Source organism: Shewanella sp. Isolate13 (genome assembly GCF_022398325.1).
In the GTDB taxonomy this organism is placed as follows: domain Bacteria; phylum Pseudomonadota; class Gammaproteobacteria; order Enterobacterales; family Shewanellaceae; genus Shewanella.
Window position 1 is genome coordinate 1 of record NZ_JAKEVD010000032.1, and the last position, 23328, is coordinate 23328.

Consider the following 23328-nt stretch of genomic DNA (forward strand, 5'->3'; position numbering starts at 1 on the left):
ATTTTATGAAATAAAATCTGAAGATGGTTTTTCATCCATAAAAAACAATAAACCCAATCTAAAAAACAATGCTAAACATCTAAGTGTCACGAATTAAAAATAATACACAAATCACACAGTGCAATAAGAAAGCGCCAAAAAACAATTAGTTACCAAGACACGCCTCTCTAAACAAACTGTACTATCGTTCCACTTAATAACAACTACCCCTTTCACAAAACTGTTTACAGATATATCTATAGCAAATATCACAAACTGCAATTTGCTAAAATTAAAATGTAAAACACGAGAGCCATATCAAATATACAAAAATAAGCTTATTAAAAATGTGACTTACAACACTGCATATCAAAACTCATATATAGATTATATTAACCAATATATTTCAGCCGGAATTCACCGTGAACAAAATAGACCAATTAAATTACAACCAATTAAAAGTATTTATTGCTATATATGAACATGGTCAAAGTCATCAGGCTGCAAATGAATTAGGCATGACAGCATCTGGCGTCAGCCGTACATTAAAAATATTAAGAGACACATTTAAAGATTCACTCTTTATAAGACGCTGCTCCGGTTTTATTGCCACAGAAAAAACTCACCAACTCATTCCGATGGCCAAGAGTCTCGTGGAGCAGTACCAAAAAATAGAGATGCAACACTCGGTATTCACCCCAGCTGAATCGGGAGGGCAATTTGTTATCCACGCCTACGATGAGTTTGTCTATGCGGTGCAAAAAGTGGTGCGCAACGATATCTTAACGGAAGCGCCAAATCTCAGGTTCGATGTCCGAGTTCTCACCCATGACTGCACCACAGAGTTGGCCAATGGTGATATGGATTTTATCGTCGTCTATGAGGGCTTTAACGGTAAGAACCTCAACTACGAAATGTTTAGTGAAACCGATAGCCTTTATATTCTCGCTAGACGCAATCATCCAGTCTTAAGCCAAGCAATCACTCTCGAAAACCTCTCCCGTTACTCCTGCTTAGAGATCGATAACTACGATGATCTCAGCTGCCCACTGCTGGTCAACCTATGTCGAGAAAAAGATCTGTGTATGGAAGTTGAAGGCTACACCGACAGTTTAGCTTCGGCCATGCGCCTTCTCAGTGAAAGCGATGCCATTACTCTGAGTTGTAATCAGTTCACCCGTCAATTCGTCAATATGCTACCCGATATCGATTACGTCAAATTGCCCGAAGAGTTAGCGCAAAAGTGTCGAATTCGTCGCCGAGAAAACCGCGAAATTGGTAACTATGTATTGTTTGGTAATACCAACCATTCGGCGGCATTTAACTGGGTTAAATCTAAGCTTATTTGCGGCCTTGAGAGAGAGTGGCGTCTAGCCAGTGAAGACTAGTGTTTAGTTTCAATCAATAGGGAAAGTCGAACCCAGAATGATGGGAGTTCTGAGTTTGCAGTTAGAGGAGTTTTAAAAATAAAAATTGTGTGTAATCCAGTGAGTACCCGCTACGCCTGAAGCAGGCCCACTCGCTGAGCAATATTAATGTCGTCTTTGCTACAAAAATAAATAGTGAATTAACACTATCAAGATGGGGAAAACATATGAAAATTAACAGACGCACCTTCCTGCAGGGAGTTGGAGCCAGTTCTGTTGTCGGCTCCTTGTCTGGCTTAATGCCAGGCATTGCCAATGCAACTGAACGCGGTGGTGCACCGGACAAGCTACTAAAACGAGAAGGAAAAATCGTTTATCACACTTGTCAGCGAAACTGTGCCGACCGTTGCCTATTGAAGTTTACTGTACAAAATGGCCGTATGACTTATGTCGAAGGCGCATCCGAGATGAAAAAAATGGGGACATCTCCTTGCGTTAAGGGCCATGCCTACGTGCAGTATACCTATGCAGCCGATCGCATTTTGCACCCGATGGAACGCGCGGGTGAAAAAGGTGAAGGTAAATGGCGCCGCATTAGCTGGGATGAAGCCTATGCAAAAATTGCGAGCCGTTTACAACAGATCATTAAAGAGCATGGCGCTGACTCCATTTTGCCATACAGCTACTCGGGCCACGAAGGCGTTATCGGTAAATACGGCGGACCTAGCCGTTTCTTTAACGCAGTCGGTGCTCGTAAGCTCGATCGTAAAGTGTGTGTTTTCGCCGCTTATGAAGGTCTAAAGTCTGTTACAGGTACTTACCAAGGACCCGATCCATACGACAACATTTACACCAATTGCTATATCTCTTGGGGTCAAAACGAAACTGCCACTAACGTTCACGGCATCAAGTTTATTAACCAAGCACGTGACAAAGGCGCTAAGTTGTTAGTGGTTAACCCAATGCGTACGCCTATCGCCTCTCAAGCTGACATCTGGTTACAGCCTAAGCCGAGTACCGATACGCATCTCGCAACGGGTATCATGAAATACCTTGTCGATAACGACTTAGCCGATATGAAGTTTATCGAAGCCAACACCCTTGGCTATGAAGATCTGCTCAAGCGTCTCGACGAGATGAGCTATGACGAGATCGAGCAAGTTACCGGTGTTCCGAGAGAGAAAATGTTCGAGTTTGCCAAAGTCTATGGTGAATCAGAGCTTTCTGTCATTCGTTTAGGTTACGGTATGCAGCGTAACTACAACGGTGCACGTATGTCTCGCGCCATCGCCATGATGCACGCAGTCGCGGGTCAATACGGTAAGATTGGTAACGGCTTTATCTATGATAATACCCAAGCCGATGACAGCCTTAACTATTCTAAAGGCCGTGCAGACCATATTCACCCTAACGGCGATACCGTTGGTCACGTGAACATGACTGAGATCGCCAAAGCGATTCATCCAACCAATCCAACGGCTTACGGCAAACCGATCAAGCCAATTAAAGCCGTGATTAACTATAACGGTAACTTTGTCTCGGTTGCACCAGATTCAAATGCTTGTCGCCTAGGGGCAATGCGTGATGATCTATTCCTGGTGGTACATGACTTCTTAATGACAGATACCGCTGAACTTGCCGATATTATCGTGCCATCAACCACGCAGTTTGAATTCCCAGACATGGGTACCGACTACAACTGCTATCACATGCAAACTTCTGAGAAAGTGATCGAGCCTTTAGGTGAATCTAAAGATAACTGGATCTTCTTTAAAGAGTTAGCGGCGCACATGGGGCTAGATTATCACCCAGAGATGCGAGTCGATTACGAGCAGATCCTACGCGACTTCCTTGATACTGACGAACCTGCATTTAGACACAACAACATCACCTACGAGAAGATCATCGAAGACAAATTTGTCACCGTCTACGATCAACGTCCTTACTTTGGCGATGGTAAATATAAAACGGACAGTGGCAAGATCGAGTTCTACTCGCAAATGATGAAAGACGCGGGCTACCACCCCGTTATCGACTTCGGCTTGCCTGAAGACGAGATGATCCCTGAAGAGAAGAAGCTACCATTCCGCATGCTATCTCCTGCAATTCCGCAGCGCGCTAACAGCTCCTTCTACAACGTTAAATACATCCGTAACTTCCCTGCATACTTGGCCAAGATCAATACCGAAGATGCGAAAGAGTTAGGCATTAAAAATAACGACAGAGTGAGACTCAGCAACCACCGAGGTGAAGCATTCTTCACCGCGCAGGTTTCAGGGCAAGTTGGCCGCGGTACCGTTATGGCACCGAAGAACAACTGGCGCCGCATGGATCCATACGGCAAAGCTAGCTGTACCAACAACTTAACCACCGACAAGTTAACCGATATGGGCGGCTGTTCGGCCTACCACTCGACCAATGTCGCGCTAGAAAAAGCCTAAGGAGTAAATGATGACGATGAACAAAAGAGTAGGCTTTGTCTTCAGACAAGAAAACTGTGTCGGCTGTGGTGCTTGTACTGTGGCTTGCCAAATTCACAATGAATTACCAGAGAACCACCGCTTCCGTAAAGTCGACCGCTATGAAGTAAAGCGTGATGACGGTGCCATCGATGTGTGGCTATCGCACTCTTGCATGCATTGTGAAAACCCAGCTTGTCTGATGGTTTGCCCTGCAAAAGCCTACCACGTACGTGATGATGGCATTGTGGTGTTAGATCGTGAGAAGTGCACCGGTTGTGGTCTATGCGCCAGCGCTTGCCCTTACTCTGCTGTCAGCATTCGTGAAGACGACGGTAAGGCAGATAAGTGCAACATGTGCGTCGAGTTACTCGATCGCGGTATGCAGCCTGCGTGCGTCCACGGTTGCCCAGTGGAGTGTATCCAAGTGGGCAACATTGACGAGGTGCTTAAGAAGCCATCTGCCAGCAAAGAGGGCATTGGTTACGGCGACTGCATCACGAAACCTAACATGGTGATTATTAAGGAACGCGCATAATGACAAACCAATATGGTCCGATGGCAACGGCTTACTTTGCCTTTAAATCGATGATCTTCTTTCCATCAGAAGTAGAAGCACTTAACGGATTAATCGCTTACCTAGAATCGAGCAATCCACAGAGTCCACTATTGGCTGAAGCTAAGCGGTTTGTCGAAGACCCATCCGAGCTGGAGTTTGACTTCAACCGCATGTGTATCGGCCCATATAAGCTGTTAGTTGCACCCTACGAGGGCGTATACCGCAGCGGAAACCATGTCATGAACACAGATGAAACTGTCGAAGTGGCTGACTTCTATCAACAGATAGGTTTAGTCATCGACGATAAATTCAATGAACCTGCCGATTTTATCGGTAACGAATTGGAGTTTCTTTACTGTGTGCACGCCCTTGCAAGTGAGCAACGACAAGCAGAGAACCTAGATGCCGCCAACGAACTGGATGCCATGGCAGATGAGTTTGTTAATAAGCACCTAGGGCTATGGATTAATCCATTCTGCGAAGGCATTAAGCAGCATGCCAGTCTCAATTTTTGGCGCGAATTTGCCACTGAGTTGCAACTTTTTATCACTAAACAACTGCATGAATAGACTGACATCAAATCATTCTATTACACATCAGGATCAGGCTCTCTTGCAGCATCTAATGAGCGATGCACAAGAAAGCCAAAAGAGGCGACCCTAAGTCGCCAAAGGAGTTACCTATGAACAGAGCAATAAAATGGTTAAGTTTTATTGTGATCAGCCTGTTTGTTTCAACGGCCGCCATGGCTGATGAAGCAAGCTTGCAGCCACAGCAGTGGCAACCCATTAAGGTCGAAGCTATCGCTGGCGATATTCCAGAGTTACGCGGCATGCCTACTGATCCTCAGTTACAACTGCCCGCATCACTCCCTGAAGATGCCAACGAAACCGTTTTAGGTTATTTAGCTGCGACTGACACCATCGCGTTTTTGGTCTACGCCAGCCTATTTGCCGTTATCGCATTGTTTATCATTTTCATCGTAATCAATGGTATTTCACGCTTAGATGATGGCTTCTCTGGCAAGTTAATTAAGCGTTGGTCGGGTTTAAGTATCAGTGTGCACTGGCTAGGTGCCATCGCCTGTATCTTCTTAATCCTAACCGGCTTAGTACTAGCAGGTGGCCGCCTATACCTAGAGCCAAGCATGAACCAATCTAGCTGGGCGTCACTAGTAGGGCTGTCGAGCGGTCTGCACGAGCTGATGGCGTTCCCATTCATCTTAGGTTACATACTGATGATCTTAATGTGGGCACCGAAGCAAATTCCAGCCAGTTATGACCTTAAGTGGTTTGCGGTATTAGGTGGCTATCTCAACACGGGTAAGAAACATCACCCTGATGCAGGTTTTGCCAATGCCGGTGAAAAACTATGGTTCTGGGTCTTTGCCCTATTTGGCGGCCTAATGGTGATCTCTGGACTCACCATGATGTACCCAGAGACTTTCGTTGTCACCAAGAACACAGCCAATACCATGCTGTTAGTGCATATCGTATCAACCATTATCATCACCGCCTTCTCAGTGGTTCACATCTTTATGGCAACCGTAATGTCAGAAGGTGGCATGTCCAACATGACCTCTGGCTATTGCGATGAAAACTGGGCTAAACAGCACCACAACCTCTGGTTCAAAGAGCTGAAGTAATTCACTCCAGCTAAAACTGTACCACCTGCTCACCAGCCCCCAAGCTGGTGAGCAGTTAACACAATCACATTTATTCGTTCTGCACCAACTCTAGCCTTTAGAGAGGGCGACTTGCTGCAGCCGAAATATAGGGAAATACACTCATGAACACATTTAAATCACTGATGGCGATTGCCGTTAGCCTCTGCTGCGTCAATGCCTATGCCGCTGACTCTGCCACCAATGCAGAACTTGAGGCGCGTATCGCCAAACTCGAAGGCAATACCACGCCATCACAGTTCAAAAATAGCCAAGTGAGCCTCTATGGCTCTATTCGCCCAACATTGAGCTACCTCGACGATAGCCATGATAAGACCTGGGATGTGCGTGATGCTCTTTCTCGGGTGGGGATTAAGGCTAGCACAGAGTTCGCAGACGGTTGGACAGCGATCGCTCAAGGTGAATGGAGCGTCGATATAGCCAACTCGGGTAACTTTGGTAAGGCACGCCAAGCCTATGCCGCTATCGCCTCACCTTATGGCCAAGTCGGCATAGGTAAGCAACGCCCAGCACAGTACACCTTGGTGGCCGAGTATGTGGATATCTTTAACCATGGCAACAGCCCTTTTGCTTACGATCATGAAAGTCCATTCTTTGTCGATAACTTCGTGACCTACCAGCTTGTTACCGGTGACTTCACTTGGATGGCAGGCGCTCAATTTGATGGTGATAACGGTGATGATGCCACCGATATGGTGAACGTCGGTGTCGGCTATGACATCGACCAACTGCATATTGGTTTAGGTTATGTCACTCAAAACACAACCGATCTGCAAGGGATCGAAGGTGACGATAAGACTGTAGGTGGCGTCGTGGCGTATACCTTTAGTAACGATCTGTACCTTGCCGTAAGCTATCAAGATAAACAATATAACTATGATGCTGGCAGCATGAATAAAGATCGTAGCGGCAGCACCTTAGATACCGCGTTAGCTTATCCTATTTTCGATGACTACAAAATTAAACTCGGCTACTTCCAGTTTAAAGATGGTATCAAAGATAACACTTCTGCCGACTATGACGGCTTCAACACCACACTTGAATGGAATCCATTAGATAACGTTCGTGTGCACCTTGAATACTTAGATAAAAGCTATGATAACCGTGACAACGACCATGCCGTCACCATTGGCTTTAGATACGACTTCAACCTAACTTGGCACGGCTAAGCTAACGTATCGGTCTGCCTATAAGTTCACATTTTTAGCTCCCACTTCAAGAGGCCGACTAGGCCTCTTTTATTTCTGCCCTACTGTGGAGATAGTCCTTTGTTAGGATTTAAAAAATCGCTAATTGCGTCAATGGTTACCTTAGTCGCTCTTTGCCTACTCATCTCAAACTACTTGTCCTATGTTGAGCTTAAGCAAAGCACCATTGCCAGTACCAATGAAAAACTCACCGACGTCGCCAACTATGAATCCAGTAAAATTGAAAGCTGGTTTCAAGAGAAGGCGAGCTCAATTGATGCCCTCGCAAAACATTATCAAATGGGCAGTTACCACGATAACTACGCCAATGCCGCTAAGATAGCGAATGATGTTGGCGGTGTTGCGAGGATCTACTTTGGTTTTGATGACGGTAGCGCCTATTCAACCGAAACCAACGACAAGTGGATTAATGGTAAAGCCATCGCCGCAAAATACGATCCTAGAACTCGTCCGTGGTATACCCAAGGGAAATCGACTAACAACCTTGATATTACAGATATTTATGTCGATGATGGTACGGGACACAATGTTATTTCAATCATCAAAAATCTCGGTGATGGCGTTGTGCTCGGTGATATCGAACTGACCTATTTGGCCGAGACAGTAAAGTCCGTTCAATACCCGGGCGCTGTTGTATTAATCACAGATCAGACCGGTAAGGTGTTAGCGTCAGAATCGAAAAAAATAGTTAGCGGTAGCCGTTTTTCAGACTTTGGCCTCGCACAAGTAGAACAAAAGCTGCTTGCTCATGATGAGGTTATGCAAGAATACACCTTGGGCGGCCAAGATAAGCTCGCCTTTTCCAAAGCCATTAATTTGGTCAACGGCAAAAAGTGGTATTTATTTGTCGCCTTAGATAAATCGATAGCCTATGCCGCAGTAGATAAAGCGCTTTATCGCGCCATCATATCTTCGGCAATCATGCTCGCGCTGGCAATTAGCACTTTACTCGGCGTGCTGATGGTACTCTATCGTCCGATTTTATCACTCAAAGAGATGGTGATTGAACTGTCAAAAGGCAATGGTGATCTGACCCGGCGCTTAGCCGTCAATAATGATGACGACCTCGGGCAGATCTCTGCGGGGATCAATCTGTTCATAGAAAGCCTGCAAAAGATGATGCTTGAAGTGCTGCAATCATCAACCCACATTGCCAGCAGTGTTGAACGCTTAAGAAATGAGACCGAGGCTAACAGCTCAATTCTATCCGCCCACACAACAGAGACTGAGCAGATTGTCACCGCCGTCGAAGAGATGAGTGCCACCGCCAACGACGTGGCTCGAAATGGGGCTGAAACCGCCTCTTTTACCCAGATGACAAACCAACAAACCCTCGACTCTAAAGCCGTTGTTGCAGCAGCCACAGATACGGTTGCTCAGCTGGTTCGTGAGGTAGAAAACACCTCTGCCAACATAGCGCAAATCGATAAAGACACCAGCGATATCACCCAAGTACTGAAAGTGATTGGTGAGATAGCAGATCAAACCAATCTGTTGGCACTCAATGCTGCAATAGAAGCTGCACGAGCTGGTGAGCAAGGCCGAGGGTTTGCCGTGGTCGCAGATGAAGTGCGTGCCCTCGCGGCAAGAACTCAGTCGAGCACAGCGGAAATAGAGCTCACTCTGAATAAGCTCAGAGCTGCATCTAACGCTGCTATATTATCGATGAGTGAAACTAAAAATACCTGTCTAAAAACCGCAGATACGACGGAAAAGGTGGCTAACGATCTCGATGAGATAGGCAGCTCTGTTAATCAGATCAATGATCTCAACACACAAATAGCAACAGCTGCTGAAGAGCAAAGTTCAGTATCAAGCGAAATCACTCGCAACATGTCAGCGATCAGTGAAATGGCGAGTGAACTGGCAATAAACGGCGAAAGCACCAGTCGAGAAACGGTCAACCTAGCAACAGCAAACCACCAGCTTGAGCTTATCGTGAATCAATTCAAGCTAAACTAATCTTCCTCCGCCGCAGTCACGCTGCGGCAATTCCTCTTGCTATAGAGCTGAAAAAGCAGATAAGCAGCGCCGAACCAACTCCAATCGAGTATAATCAGCTAATCACCACCTTATCTTTAATAAAAACACCACCGCGTTATGAGTAAGTACACAGCTCCCAGATTTTCAATTGCATTGCTTCACCCTAAATACTGGGGCGTGCTAATAATAGTAAGTATCAGTTATCTTTGTAGTTTATTGCCCTATTCCATCCAAATTCGTATGGGTAAAGCGCTAGGACGTATCGCCATCGGCCTTATGAAAAAGCGTCGCAAAACTATCGAACGTAATTTAGAGCTCTGCTTTCCAGAGATGAGTGATGCCGAGCGTGAACAGCTGGTTAAGCAAAATATTGAAAATACCGGACTGGCACTGTTCGAGACAGGTATGGCCTGGTTTTGGCCAGAGGCTCGCGTAGCGAAGCACATGACCGTTGAGGGCTTGGAACATATCGACAAGCTAAAGGCCGAAGGACGCGGCGCTCTGTTGGTGGCGGTGCATTCGCTCAACCTTGAACTCGGTGGTAGAGCATTTGGACTCTATAACTCTGGGATGGGGGTGTATCGCCCTAACAACAACCCTTGCTTCGACTACTTCCAATTAAAGGGGCGCTCTCGTGGTGGCCACACGCTGATCCATCGTAAGAACGTTAAGTTTATGCTGGAAGCACTCAATGATGGTGCGTTTATGTGGTACGCCCCTGATCATGACTATGGTCGCCGTCGTTCGACGTTTGCGCCGCTATTTGCGGTAGAAAATGCCTGTACCACGACGGGTACTAGTATATTGGTAGAAGGCTCTGACTGTGCGATTGTGCCTATTGTGATGGTGCGTAACGACGATAATGGCCACTACACCTTAACCATCAAAGAGCCATTAATCGATCAGTTCCCTAAAGGCGATGAAAATGCCGGCGCACGCTTTATCAATAAGATTGTTGAAGCTTCGATTATGGACGCGCCCAGCCAATACATGTGGCTACATAGACGCTTTAAGAATCGTCCCGATGGTGAAGCCTCTCTTTATTAAATTCTCCTATTAAGCGTTGTGCTCTAACTCAAAGAGCAAACTAATCAAACCAAGTGGCTGACTTTTCGGCTGCTTGGTTTTCTACGTTATCATCGACATACATAGATACCATGGCTAATGCCGCTGCCAAGGCGCCGAGATCGTCTGAGAACCCCATGATAGGAGTTAAGTCAGGAATGGCGTCAATCGGCGAGATGAAATAGGCTAGCGCACCAAAAATCACAGTCTTAGCCCATTTAGGCGTGTCTGGACGCTTGGCCGCATAATAGAGACACAGCGCGTTCTCTATCACTTCTCGACCCGCTTTCTTGGCAAATAGTTTTACCTTTAGCCAAAAACTCTCATCGCTATATTCGTTAGTGCCATTCGTTTCTTCAGTCATGATCCTGCCCAACAAAAAGGGAATATCATAGATATTCCCTTATTTTAGTTTATTTAGCTACAGCCAGCTTATCGCTACTGCTCTGGACGCTTGTTTGGCTAGCCCAATTTTACCTTTGGTGCTTAGGTGTGGTGCCCCAGGCATTCTTTTTAGGAGGGCGCTTGCCGCCTTGGCCCGGCTTACCCTGCGCTGGCTTGCCTTGCCCTGCTTTATTCTGACCCGGTCTATTGCCAGCCGCTTTATTGCCACCCGACTTACTCTTACCTGATTTGCGATCATCAAACTGATCTGCTGAGTGACGGGTAAAGGCCTTCTTAGCTTTACCATCGTCTTTGCCGCTTAACTTCTTATTGCTGCGGTTAGCTTCACGTTCTTGGCGCGTCTCTACTGGGACTAGGCAATTTGGACCATTACCGATCAGCTTCTCCTTGCCCATGGCAATCAAGGCCTCACGAATAAGCGGCCAGCCAGCTGGGTCATGGTAACGCAGCAAGGCCTTATGTAACTTACGCTGACGTCCTTTCTTCGGCACAGTAACCTGCTCACTATTGTGCTTAACGTTTTTAAGCGAGTTAAGCTCAGTGTGATAAATCGTTGTCGCATTCGCCATTGGCGATGGGTAGAAGTTTTGCACCTGATCAAGCTTAAACTTCTCAGCCTTTAACCATAATGCCAGGTTCACCATATCTTCATTAGTAGTACCTGGGTGCGCCGAGATAAAGTAAGGGATCAGATATTGCTTCTTACCCGCCTCTTGTGAGTACTTATCGAAAAGGGCTTTGAACTTGTCATAGGTGCCCATTCCCGGCTTCATCATCTTGCTCAGCGGCCCCTCTTCGGTATGCTCTGGAGCAATCTTCAGATAACCGCCAACATGGTGAGTCGCCAGCTCTTTAACATAGCGTGGATCTTCTGTAGCTAAGTCATAACGCACCCCAGAAGCGATCAATACCTTCTTGATCCCCGGAATATCACGGGCGGCGCGATACAGGTCGATAGTCGCCTGATGGTCTGTATCTAAGTGACCACAGATCGACGGGAAGATACAGGATAAGCGACGACAGGTGCTCTCGGCCTTTACGCTAGTGCAGCCTAAGTGGTACATGTTGGCCGTTGGGCCACCCAGATCCGAGATAACCCCAGTAAAGCCCGGCACCTTGTCCTGAATATCTTTGATCTCTTTAACGATAGAGTCTTGCGAGCGACTCTGAATGATCCGCCCTTCATGTTCGGTGATCGAACAGAAAGAGCAGCCACCAAAGCAGCCCCGCATGATATTAATAGACGTCTTAATCATATCGTAGGCAGGGATCTTCTCCTTGCCATAGCAAGGATGCGGTACGCGCTGGTATGCCAGATCGAACACGCCGTCCATCTCATCAGTATTCAGTGGCCAAGCGGGTGGATTCACCCAAATGGCGCGTTCTGCGTGCTTTTGAAATAGCGCTCGCGCACAACCTGGATTTTGTTCTTGATGCAAAATACGCGAGGCATGGGCATACAGGTATTTGTCTTCAGACACCTTCTCATAGCTTGGTAGCATGACATAGGTCTTCTCCCATGGCTTAGGTCTTGGAGGCTGGACACTGATCGCCTTAGGTGCATCATTGTCGAAGATCTTCTCATCCGTCGGCCCAGATAGGTTTTTGCAACCCACATCATCGGCGCCGTACGGATTCGGAATAGGGTCAATCTTGTGTAGTTGATCGAGCTTGCGTGAATCCACGCCCTTCCATTCAGGCAGAGGCTCGTTACGAATAACCGCTGTACCACGGATATCGTGCAGCTGTGACATAGGCTCGCCAGCCGCCAAACGATGAGAAAACTCCACCAGAGGTCGCTCGGCGTTACCGTAAATCAAGATGTCGGCTTTCGCGTCTAAAACTACACTGCGGCGCACTTTATCGGACCAGTAATCGTAGTGGGCGATACGGCGCAGACTCGCTTCGATCCCGCCAATCACCACAGGTACCTGTTTAAAGGCTTCTTTACAACGCTGGGTGTAGACAGTTACGGCACGGTCGGGACGCTTGCCGCCAACATTACCGGCGGTATAGGCATCATCATGACGCATACGACGCTCAGCCGTATAGCGGTTGATCATCGAGTCCATGTTACCCGCAGTTACACCAAAATAGAGGTTAGGCTTACCTAACTTCATAAAGTCTTCTTTGCTAGACCAGTCGGGCTGGGAAATAATACCCACTCTAAAGCCTTGGGCTTCGAGCATACGGCCAATAACCGCCATACCAAAACTTGGATGATCCACGTAGGCATCGCCCGTTACGATAATGATATCGCAACTATCCCAACCTAACTTTGCCATCTCTTTACGAGACATAGGCAAAAATGGCGCAGGCTTTGTCAGCTCTGAGCGATACTTTGGAAAGGTAAATAAGGTGGATTCTACTTGCATGGATTAGGCAGCCTAACTGAAATACAAAAAATGACGCAGGTTTCGCGCCCCAAGTTACTCTCACAGTGGGGACGCGGAGTATAACAGGCTACGCCTGCTAGGTGTGACTAAAAAAACATCAAATTAGCGCTTTTTTTAGTATAGACCTTTAACCCATAATTTGGCTGTGGGTATTATGGGGCTGGGGTTTAGCCTTGATTAGCCCCCTCATTACAGTAAATCAGCACAGATGCAAACGCTATAGATGAGTCATGAAAGCGAATAAGTTAATTGCCACCAGCCCAATGATGACCACCCATGTCATCAACACGCCCCAAAATCGGCCAAAGTGGTAACCCCCTCTCCCCTGAGTCAAGCCTATGGCATGCATCAATCTCGACACTAGCCACACAGTACCAAATAGGTGCAAGACTGATGCACTCGCACCGTTAGCTTCAGCGATAACCAGTAATAAAAGCGTCATGGGCGCATTTTCTAAGAAGTTCGCATGTACCCGCTGTGCCAGCAACAAGGCATCGTTTCCCCCATTGCCGATACCGATTTTATGTAAACGTCTTTGCTTTATCACTCGGTAGGTCAAAACCACCATAAGCAGCGCACTGAGGCTGAGATACAGTCCTGATATTAATAGCGGCATTTGCTCTCCTATTCTATAAACATAAAACCACAGCATTACAATTGCAGAACATTATGTAAATAAATGGCAACTTTTTTAGCTCAAATAGGTTAAGATGCGCTCGTCAAAACATGGCAAGCAAGCATCTGCGTCGAACAACCGATAAAAATAATAATAAGCAGTTGTTTCATCTAGTAAATCATCCTGAAGTCACCTATAGCGAAGTAAGATAGTGGATAATCAAGAGTTTTTAGAAAAGCGCCGTTTCATCATCAGGCTTGGTAAGGCTTTGCATAAATTTGGCACGCCAGCCTACCGCCTAGAAGCCCACCTGCAAGGTGTCTCCAAGGTACTTGGCATTGAAGGGTACTTCTTGATTTCGCCAACGGCGATGACCTTTGTACTGCAACATGATGAAGACCAAGAGTACAATCACGTTGCCCGCGTGAAGCCCGGCGAGCTAGATCTTGGCTCACTGGCTCGTACCGATGAATTAGTCGAAGAGCTGATGTCCGGTCAACGCAGCTTAAGTGAAGCACTTGAGCGTCTTGAAGAGATCTCTAATAAACCTAACCCTTACGGCACCAAACTAACGCTACTGGCCTTTGGGATCTCGGCTGGCGCCTTTGCCATGTTGATGGGCACCAGCTGGAACGATGTATTTTGGTCTGGCATGTTAGGCCTGATGGTTTACGGACTGGTTTTCAGTGCCGAACGTTCTAAATCGATGGCCGAGATGTTAGAGCCCCTTGCCGCAATCCTCTGTGCGATTGCCGCCTTTGCGATTGCACGCATCGATCCCTCAGTCAACATTCCTGTGGTTATCTTGTCTGGGATTATTATCTTTATTCCTGGCCTAGCCCTCACCTTAGGGCTCGCCGAACTTGCCGCGCGCGATCTCATCTCTGGCACAGCGAGGGTCATGGATGCCTTCATGCTGCTATTTAAGCTCTACTTTGGAGTGATCTTAGGCATGGCTATTGGTAAGGCACTATTTGGTGAGACCACTTACATTCCCCCCGAAGCACTTCCTCAGTGGGCGGTATTTATCTCCGTACCTATCTTATCTATGGCATTGGTGATTATATTCAGGGCGCGAATGAAAGACTCACCATGGGGAATATTAGCTGGTACAGTCGCTTTTTTCTCTGCCATGCTCGGAGGCCTCTATTTTGGCGAGTCTATTGGAATATTCTTTGGTGCACTCGCTGTCGGCGTATACTCAAACCTCTTTGCTCGCTGGATGAAGGCCCCCGCGTCTATCGCACTGCTACAAGGCATCGTTATCTTGGTGCCGGGCAGTAAAACCTATATCGGACTCAATACGCTGATTTTGGGTGAGACAATATTTAATCAAACCCATTTAGGGACACAAATCTTCTTAATCTTTATGTCGATTGTCGCAGGACTGATCTTCGCCAACGTCGCCGTACCACCAAGACGGACCTTGTAAGGCTTAACGGTAATGAATAAAAAAGAGCGCTCATTTGCGCTCTTTTTTATTGCGCCACATCGCTTTCAACTAAAGTAGAACAGCCTGTTATTACTTGACTAATCGACACTTAGCATCTGTTATTAGATGTAATCTTGTGCCTGTTTTCGATTCTAGCCAAGGAGGACTTCAATCTATGGGACGGGTGTTCGGCCTAGCACTAGCGCTCTTTTTTAGCATCCAATCGGGTGCTGCTTCGGCTGAAAACAAAGTATCGGATAACGAGCGCCCAGAAGATTACGAACAAAAGAAGCAAACCAAGAATATTGTGATCAAGAGTAATGACATCTTCGATCTATCTGACCCTGAAACCTTCTTTATCCATCGCTGGGCCAATTACCTGCATATCAATACTCGGGACCTAGTGATCCGCGATAAACTCAGCTTCAATGAGGGTGATAAGGTCAGTCAGAAAGACCTTGAGGAAGCACAGCGAATTTTGCGCTCCCAAGCCTATATCCGAGATGCCAAGGTCACATTCTCTCAACCGGCTGCCGATGCAGATCTCGCCGATGAAGGTGAAAATATTCTGGTTGAAACCTGGGATAACTGGTCACTACTGCCTACCTTTAGCGCTAGCCATAGCGGCGGAGAAAGTAAGTTTTCTATCGGCCTCAAAGAGGATAACTTACTCGGCTACGGTATCCGTACCCGTGTAAAGTATCAGTCAAACGAAGAAAGAACTGGCTATCTTTTTGCGGTAGAGACCCCTATCCAGTTCATCAAACACGCAACCCTCGCCGCGAGCTTTTACGATAACAGCGATGGTCAGGCTAAACATGTCTATTTTGAGAAGCCTTTCTACAACTTAGACGGTAATTATATGTATTCGGCCGAGTACTTAGACGATCTGCGTGTCGACACCCTTAAACAAAACGGCCAAGATATTAATGAGTTTGAGCATGCTGTGGCCTATAACAATGCGCGCTTCGGCTGGCTAATTGAGCGTGACAGTAAACAACTTTCTCGAGTTATCACAGGGATCACCCAAGATCGCCACCAATTTGATCATATTGATAGCTATCCAAATTCAGAGCTGCCACAGGATAGGGATTTTCTTTACCCTTGGGTTGCCTATCAATATCTACAGGATGACTTTAAGGTGCTCAACAATGTGTACCTGATTAGTAACAACGAAGACTTTAACTTAGGTTGGCAGCATTACTTTAAGCTAGGTATCGAGACTCGGGATCTCAATGACAGCTCGCCCATCGGCTATCATTTGGATTGGCGTTCTAGCCGCGGCTATCAAGGGGATGAACAACTGATTCTATTAGAGATGGACGCTAAAGGTGTGTTTGCCACGAGCCAAAATGATTTCTATCAAATAAATCTCGCTGCAGAGTATTTCTACCATATCACCCCAAAATGGACAGCTTACTCAAAGCTCAGGCTCAGCACCTCTCAAAATAACTACTTGGACGAGCCATTCGCCCTAGGTGATGAGACGGGCGTTCGAGGTTACCCAAATGACTACCAGTATGGCGATCATCAATGGACCTTTACCGCCGAACTGCGTAACTACCCTAACATTAATCTGTATCAGTTAGCCGAACTCGGCTGGGCGATTTTTACCGATGTGGGCCACGCATTTGGCGGCTCAGATGAAAACAATGCAGTGTCTTCACCTATTGGAAGTATCGGCATTGGTGCTCGGATTTATTCATCGAAATCGAGCTACGGTAATGTCGCTCATATCGATTTAAGCCTGCCCTACACTAGTGGCCCCGAGGTCAACAGCTGGGAGTGGCGTTTTCAGGTTAAAAGCCATTTTTAAAGAAGATAACTATCTGCCAATGAAATCCGATAAATATCAGCATCATTGATTCCCAGCATACTCACAACCAAAGCTCCATCAGCAGCTTTAGCTAACGCTCGTCCCCCACGAATGCTCATCGCGGGAAGTGAAAAAACAATTTCAGGCTGCCAGTGGCTATCCAAACGCACCAATAGATCTTGGCTATCACTGCGCTTTAAAAAGTACAGCTTGCCGTCTTGATAAAAGAAACTGCCCCAATCTGCCACTGCTAATTCGTTTGTCACTAACACTTCATCGCCGAGCTTTGGCTGATAGAAAAGGCCTGGAGTATTATCCTTACTGTAGTAAAGGCCTCCCAAATTATCTTCGACTCCATACTTAGCCCCTTCCCCAACAATACTCTTCACCTTCAGGGAATCTATCTCATACTGATAAATTCCCCATTTACCATCGATGTTCGATGAATAATAAATCTTACGCCCATCCATAGAAAATGATGGGTTACGTATATCCCCTAGGGCTTGGGGGATCACATTCAATTGGTTCGTACTTAAACTGCCGGTATACAGCATATAATGGTCAGCCCCGTTGGGTTTTAAGGGTAAGGCATATCGGTCATCTATTGGTGAGGTTGCTGGTACACCCACAAGACCTTGCTTCTCGGTGAGCTGTATACTGCCAGCTTGCTGCTTCAACCATAGCTCCCAACTGCCACTGCGGTTAGATAAAAACAGTAACTCTCCAGTTGCAGTAAACTGTTGGCCAAACATATCGCGAGACGAAGAAGCCAGCTGACTTAAAATATGACCATCCGTTAACGAACGCAGAGTGATGTGTTCCTGTGAAATATGCCTCGAATAATACAAGCTTTGGGTTGTGTCATTGATGACTAAACTGCTGATCGTATCGTCTCGATGAAAATCCTGAACCGACTGGGTCGCAAAACTGTATCGCTCAATGACAAAATTCCCCTCCCGCAATGCATTAAAATATAGCAAGTTGTTTTCGTGTTCCCACTCAAGTGAAATAATCATCGACTCACCAGAGATCACCTCTAAAGCGGTGTCATCAACCAGTGAATGGATCAAAACCCGCGCGCTTAGTTCAACAGCACGCACTACCGCCAACTCGGTACTATCTGCCGACCAGCTGACCAATAGATCTTCTTCGCCAACCTCAGGTGTTGTTAGCTGGGTAATTTTATTACTGTGTAACTCATAACTAAAAACAGCAACTCTATCGCTTAAAGATTTTGCATACGCTAGACTCTGCCCGTCGGGCGACCAATCTAAGCTGTTCAGGTATCCGCGACTCATACAGCCGGTATCAAGTAAGCGGTCTTGGTTAGTAATCAGCTCACGTACGTGAAGCTCACACTCCCCGGAAGAGTTAAACCTAAAGTATGCCAATGCCTGCCCATCAGGAGACCAAGTTGGTGAAGTTTCTTTATCTTCGCTCATCGATACCTGTCGCAATGGCGCGGTGTCATCACTCAAGTCTTTAATGTAGATCTGCGCCTTCTTCTGCTCTCGGCGCCATTGAAATGCCATAAAGCGCCCATCTGGCGAGATAGCCGCTTGTTCCTCAACGCCCTCGAAGTTAGTGATACGCTCGGGAGTGACCAATACCTCTTGCTTAACCTCAGATGTAAATGGATAAAATTGATATCCACCTAGCATTAAGATAAGTAGAAACACAGCAAAGACAATGGCTTTAATCAAAGGTTTCTGAGTAGATGAAATTGACTGGGTCTCTTGGCTGAGAGATTGAGATGGGGCTTCAACCGCTTTTGGCGTCACGAGTAGCTGATAACCGACTTTTGTAATGGTCTTAAAGTATGCTTCCGGCTCCTCTCCAAGTTCAGATATCGTCTTTCTCAGCTGCCAAATCGCATTGCCAGTACCTCGCTTTCCCACCTCTATGTTGCCAAGCCAAACTTGCTCGATAGCGGTTTCTTTAGTGACGGTTTCACCTGCATGTAATACCAGTAATTTAAGAAACTCAAATACTTTGGCGGGCAAAGTCAGTTTTAGCGCTCCTTTACTTATCGTCATATCGTGGCAATTAACGATACATTGACCAATCTGATATTTTTGATGTGGTAACGAAATCATATTGACTATCGACACTCCCCAGATACTTATAAAAAACAACAAAACTTAACTTTTGCGCAACACACATCTTATCTAGGTGACTCATTTAATCTAGTGCCAACTTAATTAATTAGATTAAAAAACTGTCTATAGTTAACGCTTATCTAATCTAACTGCCAAATGGCTATAGCCATCCCCTTTTACAATCAGCAGCTTGAAGCAATGTCGGCAATAGCTATATTTCGCTGTATCAATTTGTAATCTTATAAATACAAAAAGAGAGCATCTTTGATGCTCTCTTTTTAAAAGGAGGAGATCTCCTATGACATTAATGAGTCTTTAGCGACGCACTTTACGGCGTAGGCCAAGCAAGGCAAATAGGCCTAATAAACTCAAACCCAAACTTCCGCCATCATTGCTATCTTGAACTGGCTCAGCAGTAACGGGAGCATTCACTGTCATCACAAAACTGGCTTCAGTCTTATGCACCGAATCATCGGCGGTGACCACCACACTGTATTCACCAGCACTCCCCGCTGAAGCATGACCCGTGATCACGCCACTAACACTGTCGATACTCATACCTTCAGGCATGCCTGTCGCACTATAGGTTAAGGCGTCCCCCTCTGCTTCAATAAAATACTCGGATGCATTAATTTCAACAGCATCGGTTTCTGCAAGTGTCACAGCAGGCATCTCTCCTACTAGCTCAGGTGCAATGTCGTTAACGTTATTAATTGCCACATATACGTTAGACACTGCGCTATAGGCGTTACCTTGGTTAGCGATAACTTCAAGGGTATAACCAAGATTACCGACATCGTAGTCCAGCGCGTCAGTGTTGTTGACGACTATTTCGCCTTGGTCACTGATGATGAATGGATCGCCAGGAATCGCATTTGCAAGGCTTAGGCTATAAGGGGACGACTCATGCTCAAAATTAGCACTGGCAAAAAAGGTTTCAGAATCAAGCTGAATCTTTGCCACAACTGCACCTATTTCAGCATCTTCATCTACACTGTGGACTTGTCCATCCAGTGGGTGAGCCATTGAGGAATATCGACCTTGACCCATAGGGGACAACATGCCCCAATTATCATCCAAACTCATCAGCATCATGCCGTGATTATCACAACCACCTGAACCACCAATGCCAAAAGTAAAGTCACATTCACTAGCCATACTAAGCTCAACAGTTTCACCAGCAGCGAGAGTCATCATAGGCTGGTAATCTTTCGCCTCTCCTTCGGCAACCAAACGTGAGATGAGCGGTAATCCCCCACCTTTAATTTCCATCTCTCTCATCTCGCCAGTAAACCAGTCAAAATACGTTTCAATCTTCACTTTGCCGTATTTAACTGGATTATATTGGATGATAGGCTCACCTAGATCAGCAACGGCATCACGGTCAGTGGCGAAAATCCAACCATGGTTTTGATCTAAATCTTCAACACTGTCCATACTCTCGCTATGGAAAAGTTCTTCCAAACAGTATTGAGCGACGACATTTTGCCCATGACCCGTCATCAATGTTGGTAACTTAGATTGCATGTAACGCTTACGAGGCTGGGTCCAGTCATATTCTTGGTTATAGTCGATATACCAAGCCGCTGGAGAGCCATTTTCATCGGGCTCAATAAAGCCCCCCATAACAACTTGAGAAGACTCATCCCAAGCATAAGGGTTATTAATGACCCCTTTATCTAACTCATTATCGAGGACAAACTGCTCTTGATATACGCTCCACCATAATAAGGCTGCACCACCTTTATCGAAGTGATTAGCCATGCCTGCATCGTTTGGCCTAAAGAAGCGACTCGCAACCACTAACTTCTTACCCGTTGTACACATGGCTTCATCGTAGACTCCACCACCAACTGCACTTAGCATATTGCCTTGGGTATTTTCTTTACCCTCTGGAAGCTGTTTCTGGTGATACATGGCTGGGAATACTGCAAAAGTAGTTTCAGTTGTACTGCTATTAGTAAACTGCTGAGTATATGCGCCAGCCTCAGGACTGAATTTAACCGCAAAATCAGTGCCATGCTCAACTTTTAACGTTGTGAAATCTCGGCTGATTTCAGTGCTTACCCTCGGCTTTACCAACCAGCTCATGCTGACCGTTGGCTTTTCCTCTGCTGACAGCTGCAGCTGACCAGAAAGCTCAACTTTAGACCAGTTTTCCGATATAAGATCACTGCCTTGCTTCATCGGCCAGTTATCAAGTTTTGAAAAATCAATCTCCAGTACCACTGGGAAAATAACGGTCTGCCCTGCTGGTACACTCACGCTTGTAGGCACATCCCAACTCAATGCTGAATCACCGCTCTTGCCCATAGACGTCATAGTGACTTCATAGGTAACCGTCTCCTCAGCGAGGTTTTTAAGCTGAACCTCTTTCACAAAGCGCTGCAGACCCGCAGCTTCTTCAAAACCAAAACTTAAATTTGGCTGATAGCTATTTTTCTCCCAAGCAACCACCGATGAATTGATAGCGGCATCGATGTTTTCAACACCGTTACCTATCAAGACAAGATCGGCCTGCTCATTAGCGAGATTCATAACATTGTTATCGGCGGTGTTCATCAATAGCGCTTTGATCTCCACCATAGATAACTCTGGACGCTTAGATTTAAGCACTGCCGCTGCGGCAGCCACTCGCGCAGCCGCCATTACGGTGTGCGATTCGGTATCTGTTTGATCGCCGCCGCCAACAACTGCAACATCAATATTTTCGGCGTAGCTCACCATATCAGGCTTTGAGAAGCCATTGGCTCCACGCACAGGGCCGTGGGGAGTGCTCTCGGTCACCTGCATATTGTTATCAGCATCAGTTCTCATGCCGCCAACCGTCAACGCACTAGGTGCGGCGCCGCGCCAAGTCATATTGAAGCGGTTATCAAACCACTCGCCACCCGTACCAGCGTTGACCACGACCAAAGTCCCTAAACCCGATGCCATTTCGATGGCGTGAGCCTCAACAACAGGGCTCGAGATCCCATTATCTGACGGCGCATAAAATGCGCTGCCACCGACAGCATCAACGACGATGATATCTGCACGATCATCGAAACTACCATCTTGATTAGGATCTAGCGCGTACTCTAAAGCCAGCATAAAGGTACTGCTACTCTCAGGTGCTAAGCTATAACCATAACCATATGGGTCTGAAACATTTGAGGTTTTAAAAGCGGCAATTTTTGCCCCTGGAGCCAGAGAGTGCACCACACTCGCAAGGCGTGTTCCATGGCCAGTATTATGAGTCGCACCGTCGTAATCACGGGTGTAATAGATATTCTGATCAATTGGGTTTGGATCCAGCCCCCAGCCGGCATCACTGCTTAAATCCATCCCTTCAACGACAACATCAGTTGGGAAGCCATCAAAGGTATTCATGGCATTGGCCATCGCCTCTCCGTAAGTTGCAGCCTCGCCATCTCCTCCTAAGCCCACATGAGTATAATCCACCCCTGTGCCAATAATGGCGACCTTAACGCCCTCTCCCGCCGTTACGTCATCGACTAAAGCTGGTGCCTTTGTCATAGTTGAAGCAGGATTGGCGCTTGGCTTACTCATCGCATTGACCGGCGCTACCGCAGTGGTTGTGTCAGCGATAACCGCCTTTACACCTGCGATAGCCTTAATTTTCTCTGCATAAGAAGCGTCGGCTTGAACCCGCACAAAATTACCAAAGATTTTCGCCCCTGGTAACACTTCAATATTGCCATCCAGCGCCAGAATATCGTTAAGTACGGTCTTCTGCTTGGCTTCAACCTGCTTAAGACTTTCGGCGAATTTCTTTTTGTTATTTAAAGTGGCCTTAGTCAGTGAGCCGACATCTGCAAGATAGACATTGAAAGTCAGTCGTTGCACTTTCTGAGCCTGTGTACTGAAGGCGGGTAAAGTATCTGAGTTTTGTGCGATGGCAATTGATGCAGGAACCATCGCAGCCAGTGCAATGCATGTTGCCAGTTTAGATTTTTTAAATGACATATTTTTTCCCTAAGAAGTTGCGACATTATTTTTATTGTTCAAGTCATACATTTAAGGCCGACTAGGAATCTCACCTCGACCGAATAACAACTCATTAACGCTAACCTCTATGGTTTTCTTTTAAATACGGCTAAACAACAAGCACTCGGCCTTTGATTTTGTTTCTTTTCTCTTTCTATTTATCTTCACTCCCTTACAAATCAAAAGGTTAACCTGACAGCATTGACAAAGAAAACTCAGTTGAAAAAGCAAGGTTTCACTCAATGGCTCAGTGATTTTCTATTTGTACTC

At 46.3% G+C, this 23328-nt stretch carries 15 protein-coding genes; 10 read left to right on the plus strand and 5 right to left on the minus strand.

The window, feature by feature from the left end; genetic code table 11:
• Positions 1-401: 401 nt before the first annotated feature.
• The 8 genes from L1D44_RS17120 (at position 402) to lpxL (ending at position 10286) form a co-directional block, all read left to right on the plus strand.
• Positions 402-1367: a LysR family transcriptional regulator gene (locus L1D44_RS17120; protein ID WP_239892542.1), complete on the plus strand. Its 966-nt coding sequence runs from the start codon at positions 402-404 to the stop codon at positions 1365-1367.
• 206 nt (positions 1368-1573) lie between these two features.
• Positions 1574-3787, plus strand: a complete 2214-nt coding sequence (locus L1D44_RS17125) for a molybdopterin-dependent oxidoreductase (RefSeq protein WP_239892543.1) — start codon at positions 1574-1576, stop codon at positions 3785-3787.
• A gap of 10 nt (positions 3788-3797) precedes the next feature.
• A complete protein-coding gene (locus L1D44_RS17130; RefSeq protein WP_220769183.1) occupies positions 3798-4343 on the plus strand; it encodes a 4Fe-4S dicluster domain-containing protein in 546 nt (181 codons plus the stop codon).
• Positions 4343-4933 (plus strand): molecular chaperone TorD family protein, encoded by a 591-nt coding sequence (locus L1D44_RS17135; protein WP_220769177.1) that lies wholly within the window; start codon positions 4343-4345, stop codon positions 4931-4933. Before L1D44_RS17130 ends, L1D44_RS17135 begins: the two co-directional genes overlap by 1 nt.
• Before the next feature lie 113 nt (positions 4934-5046).
• A complete protein-coding gene (locus L1D44_RS17140) occupies positions 5047-6009 on the plus strand; it encodes a formate dehydrogenase subunit gamma (protein ID WP_239892544.1) in 963 nt (320 codons plus the stop codon).
• A 143-nt stretch (positions 6010-6152) separates the two neighbouring features.
• Positions 6153-7217, plus strand: coding sequence for a porin (locus L1D44_RS17145; protein ID WP_239892545.1), 1065 nt, complete (start codon positions 6153-6155; stop codon positions 7215-7217).
• A gap of 132 nt (positions 7218-7349) precedes the next feature.
• Positions 7350-9218, plus strand: coding sequence for a methyl-accepting chemotaxis protein (locus L1D44_RS17150; RefSeq protein ID WP_239892577.1), 1869 nt, complete (start codon positions 7350-7352; stop codon positions 9216-9218).
• A gap of 138 nt (positions 9219-9356) precedes the next feature.
• Entirely contained in the window at positions 9357-10286 is a 930-nt protein-coding gene (gene lpxL / locus L1D44_RS17155) for an LpxL/LpxP family Kdo(2)-lipid IV(A) lauroyl/palmitoleoyl acyltransferase (RefSeq protein WP_239892546.1), read from the plus strand.
• A 40-nt stretch (positions 10287-10326) separates the two neighbouring features.
• On the opposite strand, the gene L1D44_RS17160 is transcribed toward lpxL, so the two are convergent.
• The 3 genes from L1D44_RS17160 to L1D44_RS17170 all read right to left on the minus strand — a co-directional run bounded on the left by L1D44_RS17160 (position 10327) and on the right by L1D44_RS17170 (position 13721).
• A complete protein-coding gene (locus L1D44_RS17160) occupies positions 10327-10668 on the minus strand; it encodes a YkvA family protein (protein ID WP_239892547.1) in 342 nt (113 codons plus the stop codon).
• Positions 10669-10777: 109 nt separating this feature from the next.
• The gene (locus L1D44_RS17165) at positions 10778-13084 is read right to left on the minus strand and encodes a YgiQ family radical SAM protein (protein WP_239892548.1); all 2307 of its coding nucleotides are present in this window, start codon (positions 13082-13084) and stop codon (positions 10778-10780) included.
• Positions 13085-13322: 238 nt separating this feature from the next.
• The gene (locus L1D44_RS17170; protein WP_239892549.1) at positions 13323-13721 is read right to left on the minus strand and encodes an MAPEG family protein; all 399 of its coding nucleotides are present in this window, start codon (positions 13719-13721) and stop codon (positions 13323-13325) included.
• A gap of 211 nt (positions 13722-13932) precedes the next feature.
• Between L1D44_RS17170 and L1D44_RS17175 the strand changes: the two genes are divergently transcribed.
• Together L1D44_RS17175 and L1D44_RS17180 are read left to right on the plus strand one after the other, a co-directional pair.
• A complete protein-coding gene (locus L1D44_RS17175; RefSeq protein WP_239892550.1) occupies positions 13933-15153 on the plus strand; it encodes a threonine/serine exporter family protein in 1221 nt (406 codons plus the stop codon).
• Between the two features lie 175 nt (positions 15154-15328).
• Positions 15329-16969 carry a ShlB/FhaC/HecB family hemolysin secretion/activation protein gene (locus L1D44_RS17180; RefSeq protein ID WP_239892551.1) on the plus strand — a complete coding sequence of 547 codons (1641 nt, stop codon included), beginning with the start codon at positions 15329-15331 and terminating at the stop codon, positions 16967-16969.
• Here the strand turns inward: L1D44_RS17180 and L1D44_RS17185 are convergent.
• Both L1D44_RS17185 and L1D44_RS17190 read right to left on the minus strand, forming a co-directional pair.
• Positions 16966-19065, minus strand: coding sequence for a winged helix-turn-helix domain-containing protein (locus L1D44_RS17185; RefSeq protein WP_239892552.1), 2100 nt, complete (start codon positions 19063-19065; stop codon positions 16966-16968). The two genes, L1D44_RS17180 and L1D44_RS17185, sit on opposite strands and share 4 nt — an antisense overlap.
• Positions 19066-19383: 318 nt before the next feature.
• Positions 19384-23037 (minus strand): S8 family serine peptidase, encoded by a 3654-nt coding sequence (locus tag L1D44_RS17190; RefSeq protein ID WP_239892553.1) that lies wholly within the window; start codon positions 23035-23037, stop codon positions 19384-19386.
• Between the last annotated feature and the right edge of the window lie 291 nt (positions 23038-23328).